The 17,841-nt window shown below is 64.7% G+C and carries 12 protein-coding genes, 1 tRNA gene and 1 pseudogene; 10 read left to right on the top strand and 4 right to left on the bottom strand.

Annotation, left to right across the window (positions count from 1 at the left end):
• Positions 1-21: 21 nt before the first annotated feature.
• On the bottom strand, positions 22-396 hold the full coding sequence (locus B5J99_RS03400) for a hypothetical protein (RefSeq protein WP_197275731.1): 375 nt from the start codon (positions 394-396) through the stop codon (positions 22-24).
• 217 nt (positions 397-613) lie between these two features.
• Here B5J99_RS03400 and B5J99_RS03405 point away from each other — a divergent pair, with 217 nt between their 5' ends.
• The 6 genes from B5J99_RS03405 to B5J99_RS03430 all read left to right on the top strand — a co-directional run bounded on the left by B5J99_RS03405 (position 614) and on the right by B5J99_RS03430 (position 8,742).
• The gene (locus tag B5J99_RS03405) at positions 614-1,621 is read left to right on the top strand and encodes an ArsR/SmtB family transcription factor (protein WP_117351470.1); all 1,008 of its coding nucleotides are present in this window, start codon (positions 614-616) and stop codon (positions 1,619-1,621) included.
• The gene (gene metF, locus B5J99_RS03410; RefSeq protein ID WP_054133818.1) at positions 1,618-2,577 is read left to right on the top strand and encodes a methylenetetrahydrofolate reductase; all 960 of its coding nucleotides are present in this window, start codon (positions 1,618-1,620) and stop codon (positions 2,575-2,577) included. Before B5J99_RS03405 ends, metF begins: the two co-directional genes overlap by 4 nt.
• Entirely contained in the window at positions 2,574-3,620 is a 1,047-nt protein-coding gene (locus B5J99_RS03415; protein WP_054133817.1) for a homocysteine S-methyltransferase family protein, read from the top strand. Before metF ends, B5J99_RS03415 begins: the two co-directional genes overlap by 4 nt.
• Positions 3,621-3,764: 144 nt before the next feature.
• Positions 3,765-6,362 (top strand): methionine synthase, encoded by a 2,598-nt coding sequence (metH, locus tag B5J99_RS03420; RefSeq protein ID WP_117351471.1) that lies wholly within the window; start codon positions 3,765-3,767, stop codon positions 6,360-6,362.
• Between the two features lie 99 nt (positions 6,363-6,461).
• Entirely contained in the window at positions 6,462-7,733 is a 1,272-nt protein-coding gene (locus B5J99_RS03425; protein ID WP_054135880.1) for a cation:proton antiporter, read from the top strand.
• A 67-nt stretch (positions 7,734-7,800) separates the two neighbouring features.
• Positions 7,801-8,742, top strand: coding sequence for a right-handed parallel beta-helix repeat-containing protein (locus tag B5J99_RS03430; protein WP_117351472.1), 942 nt, complete (start codon positions 7,801-7,803; stop codon positions 8,740-8,742).
• 4 nt (positions 8,743-8,746) lie between these two features.
• Here B5J99_RS03430 and B5J99_RS03435 read toward each other — a convergent pair whose 3' ends face one another.
• The gene (locus B5J99_RS03435) at positions 8,747-9,817 is read right to left on the bottom strand and encodes a CNNM domain-containing protein (protein WP_117351473.1); all 1,071 of its coding nucleotides are present in this window, start codon (positions 9,815-9,817) and stop codon (positions 8,747-8,749) included.
• Positions 9,818-9,951: 134 nt separating this feature from the next.
• On the opposite strand from B5J99_RS03435, the gene B5J99_RS03440 reads away from it, so the two are divergent.
• The gene (locus tag B5J99_RS03440; RefSeq protein ID WP_117353338.1) at positions 9,952-12,027 is read left to right on the top strand and encodes a protein-disulfide reductase DsbD family protein; all 2,076 of its coding nucleotides are present in this window, start codon (positions 9,952-9,954) and stop codon (positions 12,025-12,027) included.
• Between the two features lie 21 nt (positions 12,028-12,048).
• Here the strand turns inward: B5J99_RS03440 and B5J99_RS03445 are convergent, their stop codons facing one another.
• Together B5J99_RS03445 and B5J99_RS03450 are read right to left on the bottom strand one after the other, a co-directional pair.
• Entirely contained in the window at positions 12,049-13,224 is a 1,176-nt protein-coding gene (locus B5J99_RS03445; RefSeq protein WP_054135877.1) for an amino acid aminotransferase, read from the bottom strand.
• 193 nt (positions 13,225-13,417) lie between these two features.
• Positions 13,418-14,206: a DUF1134 domain-containing protein gene (locus tag B5J99_RS03450; RefSeq protein WP_069050840.1), complete on the bottom strand. Its 789-nt coding sequence runs from the start codon at positions 14,204-14,206 to the stop codon at positions 13,418-13,420.
• Between the two features lie 295 nt (positions 14,207-14,501).
• Between B5J99_RS03450 and B5J99_RS03455 the strand changes: the two genes are divergently transcribed.
• The 3 genes and pseudogenes from B5J99_RS03455 (at position 14,502) to B5J99_RS03465 (ending at position 17,829) form a co-directional block, all read left to right on the top strand.
• Positions 14,502-14,594: transfer RNA gene (locus tag B5J99_RS03455), tRNA-Ser, on the top strand.
• 486 nt (positions 14,595-15,080) lie between these two features.
• Positions 15,081-15,264: pseudogene (locus B5J99_RS20045) on the top strand (IS3 family transposase); the annotation flags it as partial.
• Positions 15,265-15,651: 387 nt separating this feature from the next.
• Entirely contained in the window at positions 15,652-17,829 is a 2,178-nt protein-coding gene (locus B5J99_RS03465) for a TonB-dependent receptor (RefSeq protein ID WP_162892435.1), read from the top strand.
• Positions 17,830-17,841 lie beyond the last annotated feature (12 nt).

The following is a 17,841-nucleotide window of genomic DNA, read 5'->3' on the forward strand; positions in this document are numbered from 1 at the left end:
TCCGAAGAAGCGATGCATGGCTTATTCAGCAGCCTTCTTGGCAGCTTCACCAGCGGCCGCAGCAGCGTCCTTGGCTTCGCCAGCAGCAGCAGCAGCTTCGTCAGCGCCAGCTTCAGCAGCGTTCACAGCGCCTTCAGCAGCAGCTTCGGTGGCTTCACCAGCAGCTTCGGTTGCTTCAGCAGCGGCGTCGCCAGCAGCTTCAGCAGCTTCCATGCCGGCATCAGCAGCTTCTTCAGCGGTTGCTTCTGCGGTGGCAGCTTCTTCGGTGTTTTCTGCGCCGCAAGCAGCCAGGGCCAGCGAGAGAGCGGCAACCGATGCGATCGAAAAAATGGTCTTCATCTTGAACTTCCGTCCTGTTCTAATTGGCTGATCACCAGCCCAAAAGGAGTTAAACACGTCACAATTGTGCCGACAAGCTTCAGACAAGCCCCCACTGTCGGACCGGCGCATCTAGCGACAGTTTTTCGCCTTTGCAATCACTTTGGTTGGGAAAGTCGCCAAACAGAGACACAAGCTTACAAATCGCATGGGCCACGCGGCTTTTCCGGCAGCTTCCCGCGCCGGGCAATATGCCGCATTGACCACATATAAAGAATTCTTTATATGCCCTTTCATGGATATGACGCTGCTCTTCAAGGCCTTGGCCGACGACAGCCGTTTGCGCATCATGCTGCTGCTGCAGCTGATGGAGCTTTCGGTTGGGGAGCTTGCGGCAGTGCTGGACCAGAGCCAGCCGCGCGTCTCGCGCCATGTGCGCATTCTGGCAGAGGCTGGGCTTGCCGAGCGGCACAAGGAAGGCAGCTGGGTGTTCCTGCGCCCCGCGCTGCCGCGGCTGAACCACAAGGCTGCCAGCCTGCTCGATGCCTTCCTGCGCCACGACGATGCCGTCGGTCCGGTGCTGAGCGCGCAACACGCCGCCGACCGGGCGCAGCTGGATGCGATTCGCGCCATCCGCGAGCAGCGTGCGGCCGATTTCTTCGCGCAGCATGCCGGGCAATGGGATGCCATCCGGTCGCTGCACCTGCCCGAGGCCGACGTCGAAGCCGCGCTGGCGGATATGATTCGCGACCAGCCGTTGGGGCGTCTGCTCGATATCGGCACCGGCACCGGGCGGATGATCGAGCTGTTCGCCGACAGCGCCGAACACAGCACCGCGCTCGATCGCAGCCCTGAAATGCTGCGGCTGGCGCGCGCCAAGCTGCAACATCACGCCACCGAACAGGTCGATCTGGTGCAGGCGGATTTCTACGCGCTGCCGCTGATCGACCAGGGCTTCGACACGATCCTGCTGCACCAGGTGCTGCATTATGCGCAGAACCCGCAAGGGGTGATCGACGAGGCAGGCCGGGTGGCAGCACCCGGCGCGCGCATCGCCATCGTCGATTTTGCCCCGCATGCGCTGGAGGAGTTGCGCGAACGCGACGCGCATGCGCGGCTCGGCTTCGGCGACGACCAGATCGCCACGATGCTTGCCGGTGCCGGGATCGACCTTATCGAGACGCGCAGCCTTTCGGGCGGCGCGCTCACCGTGAAAATCTGGCTGGGGGTGCGGCATGGCAAGGCGCCGCCCGCCTCCCTCCACCCGCAAAGACAACAAACGCCCAGAAAGGCTGCTGCATGACCCTGTCGCTCAAACAACTGGCTGAAGCGCGCGAGGCGCTTGGTACCCCGCTGTTCGCAGGGCTGGCCGGCGATGTCGAGGTGAGCTTCGAGTTCTTCCCGCCCAAGACCGAGAAGATGGAAGAGACCTTGTGGGACACCCTGACCACGCTGGCGCCGCTCAAGCCCAAGTTCGTCTCGGTGACCTATGGCGCGGGCGGGTCGACCCGCGAGCGCACCCACGCCACCGTTGCACGGATTGCGGCCGAAACCGCGATTCCCGCCGCAGCGCATCTGACCTGCGTCGATGCGACTCGCGACGAGATCGACGAGATCGCGCAGAACTACTGGAACGCGGGCGTGCGCCACATCGTCGCGCTGCGCGGTGATCCGCCGCGTGCGGGCGAGAAGTTCAGCCCCCATCCGGGCGGCTATGCCAATGCCGCAGAGCTGGTCACCGGCCTCAAGAAAGTCGCGCCGTTCGAGATTTCGGTCGCGGCTTACCCTGAAACCCATCCCGATGCCGATTGTGCCGACAGCGACATCGACAATCTCAAGCGCAAGATCGATGCGGGCGCGGACCAGGCGATCAGCCAGTTCTTCTTCTCGCCCGAAGCGTTCTTCCGCTTTCGCGATGCCTATACCAAGGCCGGCATCACCAAGCCGATCCTGCCGGGCATCCTGCCGGTCAGCAATGTCGCCACCACCCGCAAGATCGCGGGAATGTGCGGCACCGCAATCCCGCAATGGATGAACGACCTGTTCGAAGGGCTGGACGATCACCCCACCACCCGCCAGCTGGTTGCTGCCACGGTGGCCGCCGAACTGTGCCGCCGGCTCTATTCGGGCGGTGTGCGCCACTTCCATTTCTACACCCTCAACCGGGCCGAGCTCAGCTTTGCGATCTGCCACCTGCTTGGCCTGCGCGCCAACCGGCACGCACAGGCGGCTCCGGTTCTCCAGGAGAATGCCGCGTGACCCCCGCCGAACACCTCAAGTCGATCGCCGCCACCCGCATCATGATGCTCGACGGCGGCTATGGCACCGCAATTCAGGCGGCCAAGCTGACCGAGCAGGATTTCCGGGGCAATCTGGAGTTCACGCACGACCAGAAGGGCAACAACGATATCCTCGCGCTCACCTGTCCTCCGGTGATCGCGGGAATCCACCGCGCCTATCTGGATGCAGGATCGGATATCATCGAGACCAACACCTTCAGCGCCAACCGCATCAGCCAGGCCGATTATGGCGCGGAACATCTGGTGCGCGAGATCAATCTGGAATCCGCCCGTGTCGCGCGCGAGGAAGCCAATGCGGCGCATGCCCGTGACGGCAAGCCCCGCTTTGTGGCAGGTGCGATCGGCCCGACCAACAAGACGCTGTCGCTGTCTCCGGACGTCAACGATCCGGGCTATCGCGAGGTCGATTTCGATACCATGCGCGATGTCTATCGCGAACAGTGCGACGCACTGGTCGAAGGCGGGGTAGACTTCATCCTGATCGAGACGATCTTCGACACGCTGAACGCCAAGGCCGCCGCGATGGCCGCTCGTGATGCGGCGCAGGCTGCCGGGCGCGAAGTGCCGATCATGATCTCGATGACGATCACCGACATGGCCGGACGCAACCTGTCCGGCCACACCGTCGAGGCGTTCTGGCACGCGGTGCGGCACATCAAGCCGCTGACCATCGGGCTCAACTGCTCGTTCGGCGCCGACCTGCTGCGTCCGCATCTCGCGGCACTGGCGCGGCAGGCCGATACTTTGGTGATGGCCTATCCCAATGCCGGGCTGCCCAATGATCTTGGCCAGTATGACGAGCTGCCCGAACAGACCGCAGAGCTGATCAAGCAGTGGCTCGACGACGGCCTGATCAACATCGTCGGCGGCTGCTGCGGCACCACCCCTGCGCATATCGGCGCAATCGCGCGCGCGGTTGCCGATGCCCAGCCCCGCGCCATCCCCACCCCGCCGGTGCAGACGCGCCTCGCCGGGCTGGAGCCGTTCACGATGGCGGCTTGATCCAGACTTCTCCCCTCCCGCCTGCGGGAGGGGTAGGCCGCGCCGCAGGCGAGGCCGGGGTGGGCCTGAACCTGCCCGAAGTTTTGTAGCCGCGCCCACCCCCTACCCCCTCCCGCAAGCGGGAGGGGAGAGAATTGAGAAAAAATGACCCAGTCCACCGCCCAGTTCGTCAACATCGGCGAGCGCACCAACGTTACCGGCTCTGCCAAGTTCAAGAAGCTGATCATGGAAGACCGCTATGAAGAGGCGGTCGATGTCGCGCGCCAGCAGGTGGAGAACGGCGCGCAGGTCGTCGACATCAACATGGACGAAGGCCTGCTCGACGCGCACGCCGCGATGACCCGCTATCTCAAGCTGATCGCCGCCGAGCCCGACATCGCGCGCGTTCCGTTCATGATCGATTCGTCGAAATGGTCGGTGATCGAGGCGGGTCTCAAATGCGTTTCGGGCAAGCCGATCGTCAACTCGATCAGCATGAAGGAAGGCGAGGAAGAGTTCCTGCGCCACGCGCGGATCTGCATGGATTACGGCGCGGCCGTGGTCGTGATGGCGTTCGACGAAGTCGGGCAGGCCGACACCAAGGAGCGCAAGGTCGAGATCTGCGAGCGCGCGTACAAGTTGCTCACCGGAATCGGTTTCCCGCCCGAAGACATCATCTTCGACCCCAACATCTTCGCGGTCGCCACCGGCATCGACGAGCATCGCCGCTATGCCATCGACTTCATCGAAGCGTGCACCGAGATCAAGAAGCGTTGCCCGCATGTCCATATCTCGGGCGGCGTCTCCAACCTGTCGTTCAGCTTCCGTGGCAACGAGCCGGTGCGCCGCGCGATGCACAGCGTGTTCCTCTACCACGCCATCAAGGCAGGCATGGACATGGGCATCGTCAACGCAGGGCAGCTCGACATCTATGACGACATCAATCCCGAGCTGCGCGAAGCGTGCGAGGATGTGATCTGGGACAGGCGCGAGGATTCGACCGAGCGGCTGATCACGCTGGCCGAATCCTTCCGCGGCAAGGACGAGCGCGCCGAGAAGCAGGCCGCCGAATGGCGCAGCTGGCCGGTGGTCAAGCGGCTGGAGTATGCGCTCGTCAAGGGCATCGACGCGCATATCGTCGAGGATACCGAGGAAGCGCGGCTTGAAGCGACCCGCCCGATAGAGGTCATCGAAGGCCCGCTGATGGACGGGATGAACGTGGTCGGCGACCTGTTCGGCGAGGGAAAGATGTTCCTGCCGCAGGTGGTCAAATCCGCACGCGTGATGAAGAAGGCGGTCGCGCACCTGTTCCCCTATATCGAGGCCGAGAAGGACCCCAATGCCAAGGGCAAGGGCCGGATCATCATGGCGACCGTGAAGGGCGATGTGCACGATATCGGCAAGAACATCGTCGGCGTAGTGCTGCAGTGCAACGGCTATGAGGTCGTCGATCTGGGCGTGATGGTGCCCTGGCACGACATCCTCAAGGCCGCTAACGACAACAAGGCCGACATCATCGGCCTGTCCGGCCTGATCACCCCCTCGCTCGACGAGATGGTGACCGTGGCCGAGGAAATGCAGAAGGCGGGCATGACCATGCCGCTGATGATCGGCGGGGCCACCACTTCCAAGGTCCACACCGCGCTCAGGATCGCGCCGGCGTATGAAGGCCCGGTGATCCACGTGCTCGATGCCAGCCGCGCGGTCGGCGTCGCCTCGAACCTGGTCAGCCAGACCAACCGCGATCCCTTCGTGCTCAAGGTCGCCGAGGAATACGAAGCCGTCCGCATCGCCCGCGCCAACAAGGGGCAGAACGAGCTCGCCCCGCTCGAGGTCGCGCGCGCCAACGGCTTTGTCGCCGACATGAGCCAGAAGCCGCCTGCGCCGGTGCAGCCTGGCCTCCACGTGTTCGAGGACTGGGACCTTGCCGACCTTCGCGAATGCATCGACTGGACGCCATTCTTCCGTGCGTGGGAGCTGGCGGGCAACTTCCCCGCAATCCTCACCGACGAAGTGGTCGGCGAGAGCGCGACGTCCTTGTTCGCCGATGCCAATGCGATGCTCGACCAGATCATCGAAGAGAAATGGCTCACCGCGAAGGGCGTGGTCGGGCTGTGGCCGTGCCAGCGCGATGGCGACGATGTCTTCATCCATGCCGGCGGCGAGGAAATCCGCATGCCGTTCCTGCGCCAGCAGATTGCCAAGCGCGAGGGCCGGGCGAACATGTGCCTTGCAGACTTCATCGACACCGCGGGTGACTGGATCGGCGGCTTTGCGGTCACCGCAGGGCATGGCATCGACGAGCAGCTGGCAAAGTTCCAGGCCAATCACGACGATTACAACGACATCCTGCTGAAAGCGCTGGCCGACCGCCTCGCCGAAGCCTTTGCCGAACGCCTGCACCAGCACGTGCGCACCACCCTGTGGGGCTATGCGGCAGGCGAGCAGCTGACCAACGAGGCGCTGATCAAGGAGCAGTATCGCGGCATCCGCCCCGCGCCGGGCTATCCCGCCTGCCCCGACCACAGCGCCAAGCCTGCGCTGTTCGAGATGCTCAAGGCCACCGATGCAACCGGCATCACGCTGACCGAAAGCTTTGCGATGCTGCCGACCGCGGCGGTGAGCGGCTTCTATTTCGGTCATCCGGACTCGGCCTATTTCGGCGTGGCGCGGATCGGTGAGGATCAGCTCATCGATTATGCCCACAGGCGCGGGGTGGACATGGACACCGCCCGCCGCTGGCTGCGTCCCAATCTGGACTGACCGGTCGGGATCGGTGCGGATGTGTTGACTCCCGCGCACTAAACCGCAACATCCCGCCGGGACTGGCGCTGCGGCAGTCCCCCAAGGGGCCTGTAACGCGTGACACCATCGGAGCTCAGCGCGTATTTCTTCCTGCAGATGGCGCTGATCATCGCCACCTGCAGGGTGATCGGCTATGCGGTTCGCCGGTGGCTGGGCCAGCCCCAGGTGGTCGGCGAGATGATGGCGGGCGTGGTGCTCGGCCCCTCGCTGTTCGGCTATGTCCTTCCCGACGTGCAGGCCGCGCTGTTCCCAGCAGAAACCCGCGACGTGCTGTTCGTCTGCGCGCAGCTGGGCGTCGGGCTGTACATGTTCATCGTCGGGCTGGGCTTTCGCTCGGATCACTTCCGCGCGCAAATGGGCAGCGCCGCTGCGGTATCCTTTACCGGCATGGCGGTCCCGTTCCTGGTCGCCGTCGTGCTCGCCCCGATGCTGCAACGGGTGCCCGGGCTGTTCGCCAGCGACGTCAACCAGTTCCAGGCGACCCTGTTCCTGGGCGCGTGCATCGCGATCACCGCCTTTCCCATGCTCGCGCGGATCATTCACGAACGCGGGCTCACCGATACACGGCTGGGCAGCCTGACGCTGTCAGCCGGCGCGATCGACGATGCCGCCGCGTGGACGGTGCTCGCCATCGTGCTGGCGAGCTTCGGCGATGGCCCGGGCGTCGCGATCAAGGCGATCGCCGGCGGCGCGGCGTTTGCCGCGTTCATGCTGATCTACGGGCGGCGGCTGCTCGCGCCTCTGGGCCGGATCGCCGAGCGCGATGGCAAGGTCACGCATTCGATGCTGGCGGTGGTGTTCGTGCTGTTCATGATGGCCGCATTCGCGATGGACTTCATCGGCATCCACGCGGTGCTGGGCGGATTCATCCTGGGCATCTGCATGCCGCGCGGGCTGCTCGCCAACGATGTCCAGCGCCAGCTCGAGCCGATCGTGATGGTGCTGCTGATCCCGATGTTCTTCGCCTATTCGGGGCTCAACACCCAGCTGACCGTGGTCAACAATGCCGAGCTGCTGGCGATCGCGATGGGGATCCTTGCCGCATCGATCCTCGCCAAGGGGGTCGCCTGCTATGTCGCCGCGCGGCTGACCGGGCAGGACAATGCGACCGCCATGGCGATCGGCGCGTTGATGAATGCGCGCGGCATGATGGAGCTGATCATCATCAACATCGGCCTGCAGCGCGGCATCATCGGTCCGGCGCTGTTTTCGATGCTGGTGATCATGGCGATCGTCACGACCTTCATGGCATCGCCGCTGTTCGATCTGGTCTACGGCCGCAAGCGCAAGAGTGCGCCGGTAACGGATGCCCCCGGGCCTGTCCCGTGACGGGACGGGCCTTACGTTAACCCTCTAAATCCGCGCGTTTTTGTGCCGCTGTGCTATTTTCCGCGGCATGACCTTCTTTCGCATCCTCCTGCTCGTTGCGCTGCTCGCCAGCATCGCCGTCCCGCTCTCCGCGCAGCAGGGGCGCCCCACACCCTATCGTATCGCCGAGACCGGCAAGGAATATCGCTCGCTCGCCGATGCTGTTGGCAAGATCGGCGGGGGCACCGGGACGATCGAGGTACAGCCCGGCATCTGGCGCGACTGCGTGGTGCAGGAGGCGGGCAACATCACCTACCGCGCGGTCACCCCGGGGACCGCGATCTTCGACGGCGGCGTGTGCGAGGACAAGGCCACCCTGGTGCTGCGCGGCCGCAGCGCGCGGGTCGAGGGGCTGATCTTCCAGAACATCGCGGTGCGCGACGAGAACGGCGCAGGCATCCGGCTGGAATGGGGTGACCTGACCGTCGTCAACAGCCTGTTCCGCGACAGCCAGCAGGGTATCCTTTCGGCGCAAAACCCCGGCGGCCGCATCGTCATCGACAAGAGCACGTTCTCGGGGCTCGGCCTGTGCGCATCGGACTGTGCGCATTCGCTCTATATCGGCGATTACGGCTCGCTCACCGTCACCCGCTCGCGCTTCGAGAAGGGCCAGGGCGGGCACTATGTCAAAAGCCGCGCAGCCCGGGTCAGCATCACCGATTCGAGCTTCGACGACAGCCGCGGCAATGGCAGCAACTACATGATTGACCTGCCCGGCGGCGCGAGCGGCGAGATCACCCGCAACATCTTCGTGCAGGGGCAAAACAAGGAAAACTGGTCGGCCTTCATCGCTGTGGCCGCCGAGGGCCGCAGCTATTCCTCGGCTGGCCTGCAGATATTCGGCAATGACGCAAGCCTGGCGCCGGGCGTCGAGCGCAACACCTGGTTCGTCGCCAACTGGAGCCGCGATCCGATCCCGCTGGGCGAAAACCGGCTGGGCAAGGGCCTGAGCCCCTACGACCAGCGCTGACCCATCAGTTTGCCGTGGCGTCGATCCCGATCCGCCTCGCGCGCGCCTTCCACATGTCACGGGCATAGGCCTGCATGTCGGGGATCTTGTCGACCTCGTCGATGATCTCGAGCCCGAAGATGGTCTCGACCACATCCTCCAGCGTGACGATGCCCTGCGCCGAGCCATATTCGTCGACCACCAGCATGATGTGGTGGTTCTCCTCGATGAACCGTTGAAACAACCGGTCCACGGGCACCGTGCCCAGCGTGCTGGTCATCGGCCGGATCAGGCTGTCGAGCGTGGCCTCACCCTGCCGCGCCCGATCGCCCTGCTCGATGATGTGCATCAGCACCTCCCCCTTGAGCACGAAGCCGATGACATCGGCCGGGTCGGTATCCGAAATCGGGATGCGGGTGAAAGGCTTGTCGCGCACCTCGCCCACAAATTCGGCCAGCGGCGTGGTCTTCGGCAGCCCGAACACCACCGTGCGCGGGGTCATGATGTCCCAGGTCTTGACCTCACCCAGCTGCAGCAGATTGTGCAGCACCTCGCTTTCCTGCCGATGCAGCTGGCCTGAATCGCTCCCCATCCGCGCGACCGCCATCAGTTCCTCGCGATGCCGGGGCGCGTGCGCGGCCTGGCCGAAGGTGATCAGCCGGGTCAGCTGCTGCGAAAACCAGACCAAGGGCGCGAGCAGGCGGATCATCACCGGCAGCACCCGCCCGACAAAGGGCGCAAGCTGCAGCGCATAGCGCGCGCCGATGGTCTTGGGGATGATCTCGGTCAGGATCAGCACCGCCACCGTCAGCGCGGCGGCGAAGATCGCCTGCGTTGAATTGCCGAACAGCCGCGCATATTCGGCGCCTGCGCCTGCCGCGCCCATCGTATGCGCGACCGTGTTGAGCGTCAGGATCGCCGCCAGCGGGCGATCGACGTCGCGCTTGAGCACCTCCATGCCATCGGCCCAGCGTGCGCCGTTGGTCTTGCCGGTCTGGATCGCAGACGGTGTGATGGTGAGCAAAGAGGCTTCGAGCAGCGAGCACAGGAACGATATTCCCAGCGCGCTGCCAACATAGATGAACAAGAGGGTCATGAATCTGCCAATGGGTGGGGGAAAAGCCGAGCGCTCAAGGAGCGTACCCCTCGACCACAAGGTCGGTTCCGGGCAAGGGCCCGTTGACCCATTGGCGAAAGCTCGCAAAGCGACTACATCGGCCGCCAATGACGATGCGCCTCCTGAAAGCCGTACTGGCGGTGATGCTGACCCTGTTGCCGCTCGCCGCGTCGACACAGCTTGTCGCGCAACCGCTGCAGCGCGGCCCCAACAACATCGCGGCATCTTTGGTCGCCGAAAGCCCCGCGCCCGCGCCGGGAAGCACCGTCGATCTCGCCTTTGCGATGACGCCCAAGTCCGGCTGGCACGGCTATTGGCTGAACCCCGGCGATGCCGGGCTGGGCATGACGCTGACATGGAACCTGCCCAGGGGGGTGAGCGCGGGCGAGTTGCGCTATCCCGTGCCCGAAACGCTGATCATCGCCGGGCTGATGAACCATGTGTTCGAGGGCGCCTACGCGCCTCTGGTGGCGCTGACCATCGATCCGTCCCTGGCCCCCGGCGCCCGCCTGCCAATCTCGGTCAAGGCCGACTGGCTGGCCTGCACCGACGAGATCTGCGTGCCCGAAAGCGCGACGCTATCGACCAGCCTGATCGTGGGCGACGGCGCGACCAGCAAGGACACCCGCGCCCGGTTCGACGGCTGGCGCCAGCGCCTGCCCGCGCCTTTGGGATCGAAGGCGACGTATCAGCTCGACGGCAAGATCCTGCGCATCGCCGTCCCCTATCCCGCAGCGGGCGATATCGAGGCGCCCTATTTCTTCGCAAGCACCGAACGGGCGGTGCGCTACAGCGCGCCCCAGGCCTTTTTCCGCGATGGCGACCGGCTGATCATCGAGACCGAGGCGAGCGGCGCATTGGCGGGACCGCTGGCAGGCGTGCTGCGCATCGGTGAGCATCTCGGGCTCGAGCTGGTGGCCGATAAGGGCGCGGTGGCGCCCGGCGGCACCCGGATCGATGCCGCCGCAGCGGATGAGCCCGAGGGCGGCATGCTGGCCCTGCTCGCGGCCGCGTTGGGCGGCGCGCTGCTCGGCGGCCTGCTGCTCAACATCATGCCCTGCGTCTTCCCGATCCTCAGCCTGAAGGCGATCAGCCTTGCCAAGGCCGGTGGCGACGAGCGCGGTGCGCGGCGCGATGCGCTGGCCTATACTGCGGGCATCGTGCTGGTGTGCGTCGCGCTGGGCGGACTGCTGCTGATCCTGCGCGCGGGCGGCGAGCAGATCGGCTGGGCATTCCAGCTGCAGGACCCGCGCATCATCCTGGGCCTGTTGCTGCTGGTCACCACGATTTCCTTCAACCTGGCCGGACTGTTCGAGTTCGGCAGCATTTCTGCAGGCTCGAGCCTCATCGGCAGGGGCGGTGCGGCAGGCTCGTTCTGGACCGGCGCGCTCGCGGCCTTCGTCGCAACACCCTGCACCGGACCTTTCATGGCCGCGGCGATGGGCAGCGCGCTTGTGCTGCCGGTGCCTGCCGCGCTGCTGGTGTTCGCAGGCCTGGGCCTGGGCCTTGCGCTGCCGTTCCTCGCGATCGGCTTCATCCCTGCGCTGCGCCACCGCCTGCCACGACCGGGGGCTTGGATGGGCACCTTCCGCAGCATCATGGCGGTGCCGATGTTCCTGACCGGGCTGGCGCTGGTCTGGCTGCTGGGCCAGCAGACGGGCAACACCGGCGTGCTCTTCGGCCTTGCCGCCGCGATGCTGCTGGCGTTGCTGCTGTGGTGGCTGGGCGCGCGGCAGAAGGCCGGACGCAGCGGCTGGCTGCCGCTTGCCCCGGCGCTTGCCAGCGCGGTCGCGGCCGTGCTGCTGCTGCCGACGGGAGGAAGTGCAGCCTCGCCCGGCACCTCTGCCGGTGCCACCCTTCCCGCCCAGCCGTTCAGCGAGGCGAAGCTTGCGCAGCTGCGCGCTGCGGGGACCCCGGTGTTCGCTTATTTCACCGCCGACTGGTGCATCACCTGCAAGGCCAACGAAGCCGCCGCGATCCAGCGCGAGGCCACCGCCGCCGCGTTCAGCAAGGCGGGCGTGGTGGTGCTGGAAGGCGATTGGACCCGCCGCGATGCCGCGATCAGCCGCTATCTCGAGGCGCAGGGCCGCTCGGGCGTACCACTGTATGTGTGGTACAAGCCCGGCAGCGACCCGGTCATCCTGCCGCAGGTGCTCACTGTCGAGACGCTGACCGAACTGGTCGGCTGATCGCCCGATCGGGGGGTGCGCTTATGCGGTGACCGCGCGCAGCCCTTCGATGAAGTGCGGGATATTGGCGTCGGTGAATCCGGCGATGTTGATCCGTCCCGATCCCGCCATGTACACGCCATAGTCGGCGCGCAGTGCGGCAATCTGTTCGGAGGTCAGCTGCAGCACCGAGAACAGTCCGTTCTGCTGGCCGACCGCGGCGAGATTGACCGACCCGATCGCCTGATGCGCCGCCAGCGCATCGCGCACGCCGCGCATCCGCGCCCGCATCGATGCAAGCTCGTCGAGCCAGATCTTGGTGAGGCCTTCGTCTTCCAGCACGATCCGCACCGATGCCGCGCCATGATCGGGCGGCATCGACCAGTTGGCGCGCGCGAGCGCGGCCAGGTTCGATTGCACCGATGCCTGCTGCGCGGGGCTTTCGGTCATCACATACAGCGCGCCGACGCGCTCGCGATAGAGGCCGAAATTCTTGTCGCAGCTGTACGCAATCAGCGCCTCGGGCACGCGCGAGAGCACCGCACGCAGGCCATAGCCGTCCGCCTCGAAGCCATGGCCAAGGCCGTGATAGGCAAGGTCGATCAGCGGGAACAGCCGCTTGGCCGCCACCGTCTCGGCAATCTCGTCCCACTGGGTTTCGCTATAATCCGCGCCGGTGGGGTTGTGGCAGCATCCGTGGAGCAGCACCGCGTCGCCTGCCTCGGCCTTGTCGAGCGCGGCTTCGAGCGCGTTGAAGTCAAGCCGCTGGGTCGCGACATCCATATGGCGGAAGGTCTCGCAGGCAAGCCCCACTGCATTGAGGATCTGCACATGGTTGGGCCAGCTGGGCGTGCCCATCCAGATGCGACGGACGCCGGCCTTGAGCAGCAGGTCCGCCGCAAGCCGCACCGCACCGGTGCCGCCCGGGGTCTGCAGCCCGTCGATGCGTCCGGCCGGGTCGAAATCGCCCAGCATCCACGGCATGATCGCGCGGACAAAGCCCATATCGCCTTCGGGGCCGAGATAGCTCTTGCTGTTCTGGTCCGCGAGCAGCCTTGCCTCGGCCGCCTTGATCGCCGCAAATACCGGCGTAGCGCCATCGGCGGTGCGATAGACGCCAACGCCAAGGTCGATCTTCTCGGCGCGTTCGTCAGCGGCATAAAGCTTGATAAGCGCGAGCAGCGCGTCGGCCGGTTGCGCCTTCAATTGTTCAAGCACGGATCAATCCCCCAATAATAGCAATAATGTTGCCGGAGTCGTAGCGTCCGGCGTCAGGAAAATGCGCGTGCCTCCATGCCGCCAGCTTGACGCCGGGGCAAGGCAAAAAGGCAAAAAGGCCGGTTGCCACGATAATGCGACAACCGGCCTTTCTTTGCCCATTTCTGGCAGTGCGACCCTGCGGGCTAAGTCATCAGAACGGAACGAAATTTCGTTTGCGGGTGAACTTCATGTAGCCGGCGTTGATCCCCAGCCTGAGGCCCAGCCCCATGCGCACCGGGATCAGCACGACATCGCCGCGGCGCAGGTAGCTGGTGTGGAAACCGCCGACCAGATAGGCCGCGCCCTCGCCCGCGCCAAAGCGCTTGTAGAGGTCCTCGCTGTCATACAGGTTATAGACCAGCACGAAGGTGTTGCCGGCATTGGCGCCGGCGTCAAACCCGATCGACGGACCGGTCCAGTAGACCGGCCGCTCGCCCTCCACCTTGTGGTGCAGCGTACCCGAGCCATAGCGCAGCCCGACCACAAACGCGCCCGAAGCCTCGCGCCCGATGATATAGCCGTTGGGCTCGCCCTGCTTGCGCAGGATATCCTCGATCAGTCCGGCCAGGCCCTCGGCGCCCTTGCCGAACACGCCCTCGGCGGCGCCGATGAGGTCATCCTTCTGATAGCCGTTGTCGGCAGTTCCCGACTGCGCCTCGAAGCCCGGCTGGGTGTCCAGACCGGGCTGCGGCGCGCTGGCGGGCGGCGGCGCATAAACCTCGCCGCTGGCCGCGCCCGAATCGGGGGTGCCATAATCATAGCCCTGGTCGAGCGGCGCACTGGTTTCGGGCGCCCGCGGCGGTGCCAGGTCGGAATCGATCGCCTCGTTGGGATCGACGGTGGTGACTTGCGCATGGGCCATGCCGGCCACAGGCCCGCCCAGCGCCATGGCCATCACCCCGGCAGCCGCCAGAATGTGCTTGAATAGCCCTGATCGCATAGATTTGCCTCCCGCTCATGCACTGGCTGACACGAATCCCGCATTTGTGCAGCGCGCACAATGAACCGGCGATGACCCGAGTCGATGGTGCGGCAGCCCGAGTCAAAAACACGCCAAATCGTGGAAAACCCGCGGCTTGCCTGCAGCCCGGGCGGCAAACTCGGGTCAATTGCAGGCGATCAACACATCTGCCAACTATCCGGTTGATCCCCGCCCAAGGCGCCGCTATAGCGCGCTCTGGCCAATCGACCGGCCCCAAGGCAGGGGCTTGCTCGCATTCAGATGCGTGCCATGCGGAGACGTGGGTGAGTGGCTGAAACCAACGGTTTGCTAAACCGTCGTGGGGGGATTACTCCCACCGAGGGTTCGAATCCCTCCGTCTCCGCCACCGGCTACCCCTGCAATCCTGGTGAAACTGCCAATCTTGATCGAGAGCCGAGCCAGCCTTCCGTCAAATGGTCCCTCAATTAGGGGCTGCTGGCATAGCAACCTCGTCGCCCTTTTGCCAAAGAGGACGTTCTTGCCAATCGAGTGTCAGTCCGCATTCGCTGTACGCCTGGAAGAAGCGGTTCGCCCGGAAAGCGTCTGGCGATACCCGTAAGGATGCCGAGATCGGGCTGTTGAAGCGTGATTTGGCCCGAGTGACCGAGGAGCGCGACATCCAAAAAAAAGCCACCGCGTACTTCGCCAGGGATGCAAAGTGAGATAGGCGTCTGTTGCCGAGCATCGTGACCAGTTCCAGGTTCGCTTGATGTGTCGTTGTTTGCGCATCCAGCCCAGTGGCTTCTATGCCTGGCAGAAGAGCCCTCGGAGCCAGCGGGCTTAAGACGATGCCCGGCAAACGGAGCTGATCCGTCAGGCCTGGAACGACAGCGGCAATTGCCGCGACAATGCCGTCGCCGAGACCTTCTTCTCGTCGCTCAAGCGCGAACGCAGCCGGCGCAGGACCTACAAAACACGAGAGGAAGCCCGACAGGACGTGTTCGATTCCATCGAGATGTCCCCCCCTTCCGCGCAAACGGATCAGGAGTGGGATGCTGTCGCCCGTCGAAATTTAACGATAGCGGATTTTGAAAGCACAAGGCGCCTAGAAGACCAGGCGCTGTTCAACCATGTGCGGAAAGCTCAAAGACCGGCGCCGCATCCACACCCGTTACGATCTATGCGCCCACACCTTCATGTCGGCCATCTGCAATGAGTCCTGAGCCTAGGGCCGTGACAGGAGACAAACACGGGCCGACCTCACGCCCCCGCGACATTCAATCTCCCAGCCAGCGCGGGACGATACCCAGACGTGGAATTGTGGCGTTCAATGCCTGACAGTGTGGCCGGACCGGCACAGCCCAGCACCAGCTCTCGACACCACGATTGACAAATCTCAAAAAATAATCTGATTATGTTATTGTCGCGGCCACGGGGAGCGCTGCTGCAATAGGGAGGGTGATGTGACCAGATCAGGATTGATGTCGAGTGCAGCAGCGGTGTTCATGGCCGTGAGCCCGGGAGTGGTCGCCGCGCAGGATGATATCGCCTCGGACGAAAGCACCGAGAGCCGCGCCACCACCGGCGAGATCATCGTCACTGCCCGCAAGCGCGAGGAGCGTCTGGTTGATGTGCCCGGCCCAATCACCGCGCTTTCGCCCAGCCAGATCACCGACGCCCGCTTGCAGGAGCCGCGCGATCTGCTGCTGCAGGTGCCGGGGGCCTTCCTTGTCGAAAACAACGCCGGGACCGCGCGCGACATCTCTATCCGCGGGGTCGGGACACCGACGCTCTTCGCGGAGCCGGGCGTCGCAATGTATGTCGACGAAATCTATTCGAGCGGCTTCATCAGCTTCCCCACCCAGTTCTACGATTTGGAACGGGTCGAAGTACTGCGCGGGCCGCAGGGCGCGCTGTATGGCCGCAATGCGGTCGGCGGGGCGGTCAATGTCATCTCAAAGCGGCCGACCGGCGAATTTGCGGGACTGGTGCGCGGTACGCTTGCCCGCTACGACCGGCGGGAGATCGAGGCGATGGCCAACCTCCCCGTGAGCGACAGCTTCGGGGTGCGCTTCTCGGGCCTATACATCGATCAGGATAAGGGAGAGTATCTCAACACCGTCACCAACGAGTTCATCGACCGGCAGGATTCGATCAGCGGCAGGGTGGTAGCGCGCTTTGCTCCGGCAGGCGGGTTCAGCGCAACCCTTACCTATGAGCATACCGATGCCGACACGCCCGGTACCGCCCTGTTCTTCCGCGACGCGGGCGAAACGCGCCGCACCATCCGCCGCGACACGCAACCGCGCAACAGCTATAATGTCGACCGGCTCGCCGCAGAGCTTGCCTATGAAAGCGAAACCGCAGGCACCTTCACGCTGATTGCAGGCGGGCGCGACTACAAGCTGCGTGGTGTGGAAGACACCGATCTTTCGGCCAACATCATCCCCAACCTGGCCACCGGCGACCTCGGCCAGCAGGTTACCACCCGGTTCAACCGGGTCGAAAGCCGCAATGTCGAATTGCGCTGGCTCTCGCCGCAATGGGGCGCGGTCTCGGTGCTCGCCGGGATCACCTATCTCGACGAGAGTGCGACGGGAGACATCGCCACGGATCTCGTCAGCATCCGCACCTTTCTTGGCGGCGGAACGGTACCCTTCGTGCTTGGCATCGCCAATGATCAGTCGCTCGAATCCTGGGCCGGGTTCATAGAGGCCGATATCGCGCTGGCCGACGACATCAGCCTGATCGCTAGCGCGCGCTACACCGATGATACCAAGCGGGTGAACTTCGCCTTCAACCCCACGCCAGCGCTCGCAGGGTTCGGGCTGGTGCCGCAAACCGCCAACCTGACGCGCGGGTTCAACCGCTTCACGCCGGGGGTGACCCTGTCGTGGACGCCGGGCGATGCCAATATCTACGCCAAGATCCAGACCGGCTTCCGCGCAGGGGGCTTCAACTTCAACGTCGCCAATGCGGCTAACCTCGAATACGGGCAGGAGACCTCGGTCAATTACGAGATCGGGGCCAAGACCACGCTGCTGGACGGCAAGGCGCTGATCGGGGTATCGGCCTATCTGCTGACGCAGGACGATGTGCTGGTGCCGTTTTTCGATTTTACCGCCGCACCAGGGCTTCAAGGCTTCCTCGACAACGCCGGCAAGGCCAAGACCTGGGGGATCGAGCTGGAAGGTTCGGTCACGCCGATCGAAGGCGTGACGCTGGGCGGCAGCCTGGGCTGGATGAACCCCGAATTCACCAGCGGCACCTTCATCCGGGGGCTGGGTACGGTCACGCCGCTCGACGGATTGCAACTGCCTGCAACGCGCGAATGGAGCTTTTCGCTTAACGCCGAGGTGCGCCGTCCACTGACCGACAGCATCGATGTGATCGCCAATGCGGCCTATTCGAACCGCTCAGGCGGGTTTCAGGATGTCGCCAATGCCTTCCGGATCGGTCAGATCGATCTGCTGAACCTGTCGGCGGGACTCGATTTCGGAGTCTTCGACGTGCTGGCCTTCGTCCAGAACGCTGGCAACAACCGCTTCGACATCGCGTTCGGCGGCAATCGCAACGGCACGTCGGGCGTCACCCAGGCGCCCGGGGCAACCTACGGGGTCTCGGCGCGGGTCAATTTCTGAAGCATCGCATTG

The sequence above is a fragment of the Blastomonas fulva genome (assembly GCF_003431825.1).
GTDB lineage: Bacteria > Pseudomonadota > Alphaproteobacteria > Sphingomonadales > Sphingomonadaceae > Blastomonas > Blastomonas fulva.

Excerpts from the sequence above, each read along its gene's own strand:
- B5J99_RS03435 (WP_117351473.1), bottom strand. The coding sequence starts at position 9,817 with ATGACCCTCTTGTTCATCTATGTTGGCAGCGCGCTGGGAATATCGTTC.
- B5J99_RS03430 (WP_117351472.1), top strand. The coding sequence starts at position 7,801 with ATGACCTTCTTTCGCATCCTCCTGCTCGTTGCGCTGCTCGCCAGCATC.
- metF (WP_054133818.1), top strand. The coding sequence starts at position 1,618 with ATGACCCTGTCGCTCAAACAACTGGCTGAAGCGCGCGAGGCGCTTGGT.
- metH (WP_117351471.1), top strand. The coding sequence starts at position 3,765 with ATGACCCAGTCCACCGCCCAGTTCGTCAACATCGGCGAGCGCACCAAC.
- B5J99_RS03405 (WP_117351470.1), top strand. The coding sequence starts at position 614 with ATGGATATGACGCTGCTCTTCAAGGCCTTGGCCGACGACAGCCGTTTG.
- B5J99_RS03450 (WP_069050840.1), bottom strand. The coding sequence starts at position 14,206 with ATGCGATCAGGGCTATTCAAGCACATTCTGGCGGCTGCCGGGGTGATG.
- B5J99_RS03440 (WP_117353338.1), top strand. The coding sequence starts at position 9,952 with ATGCGCCTCCTGAAAGCCGTACTGGCGGTGATGCTGACCCTGTTGCCG.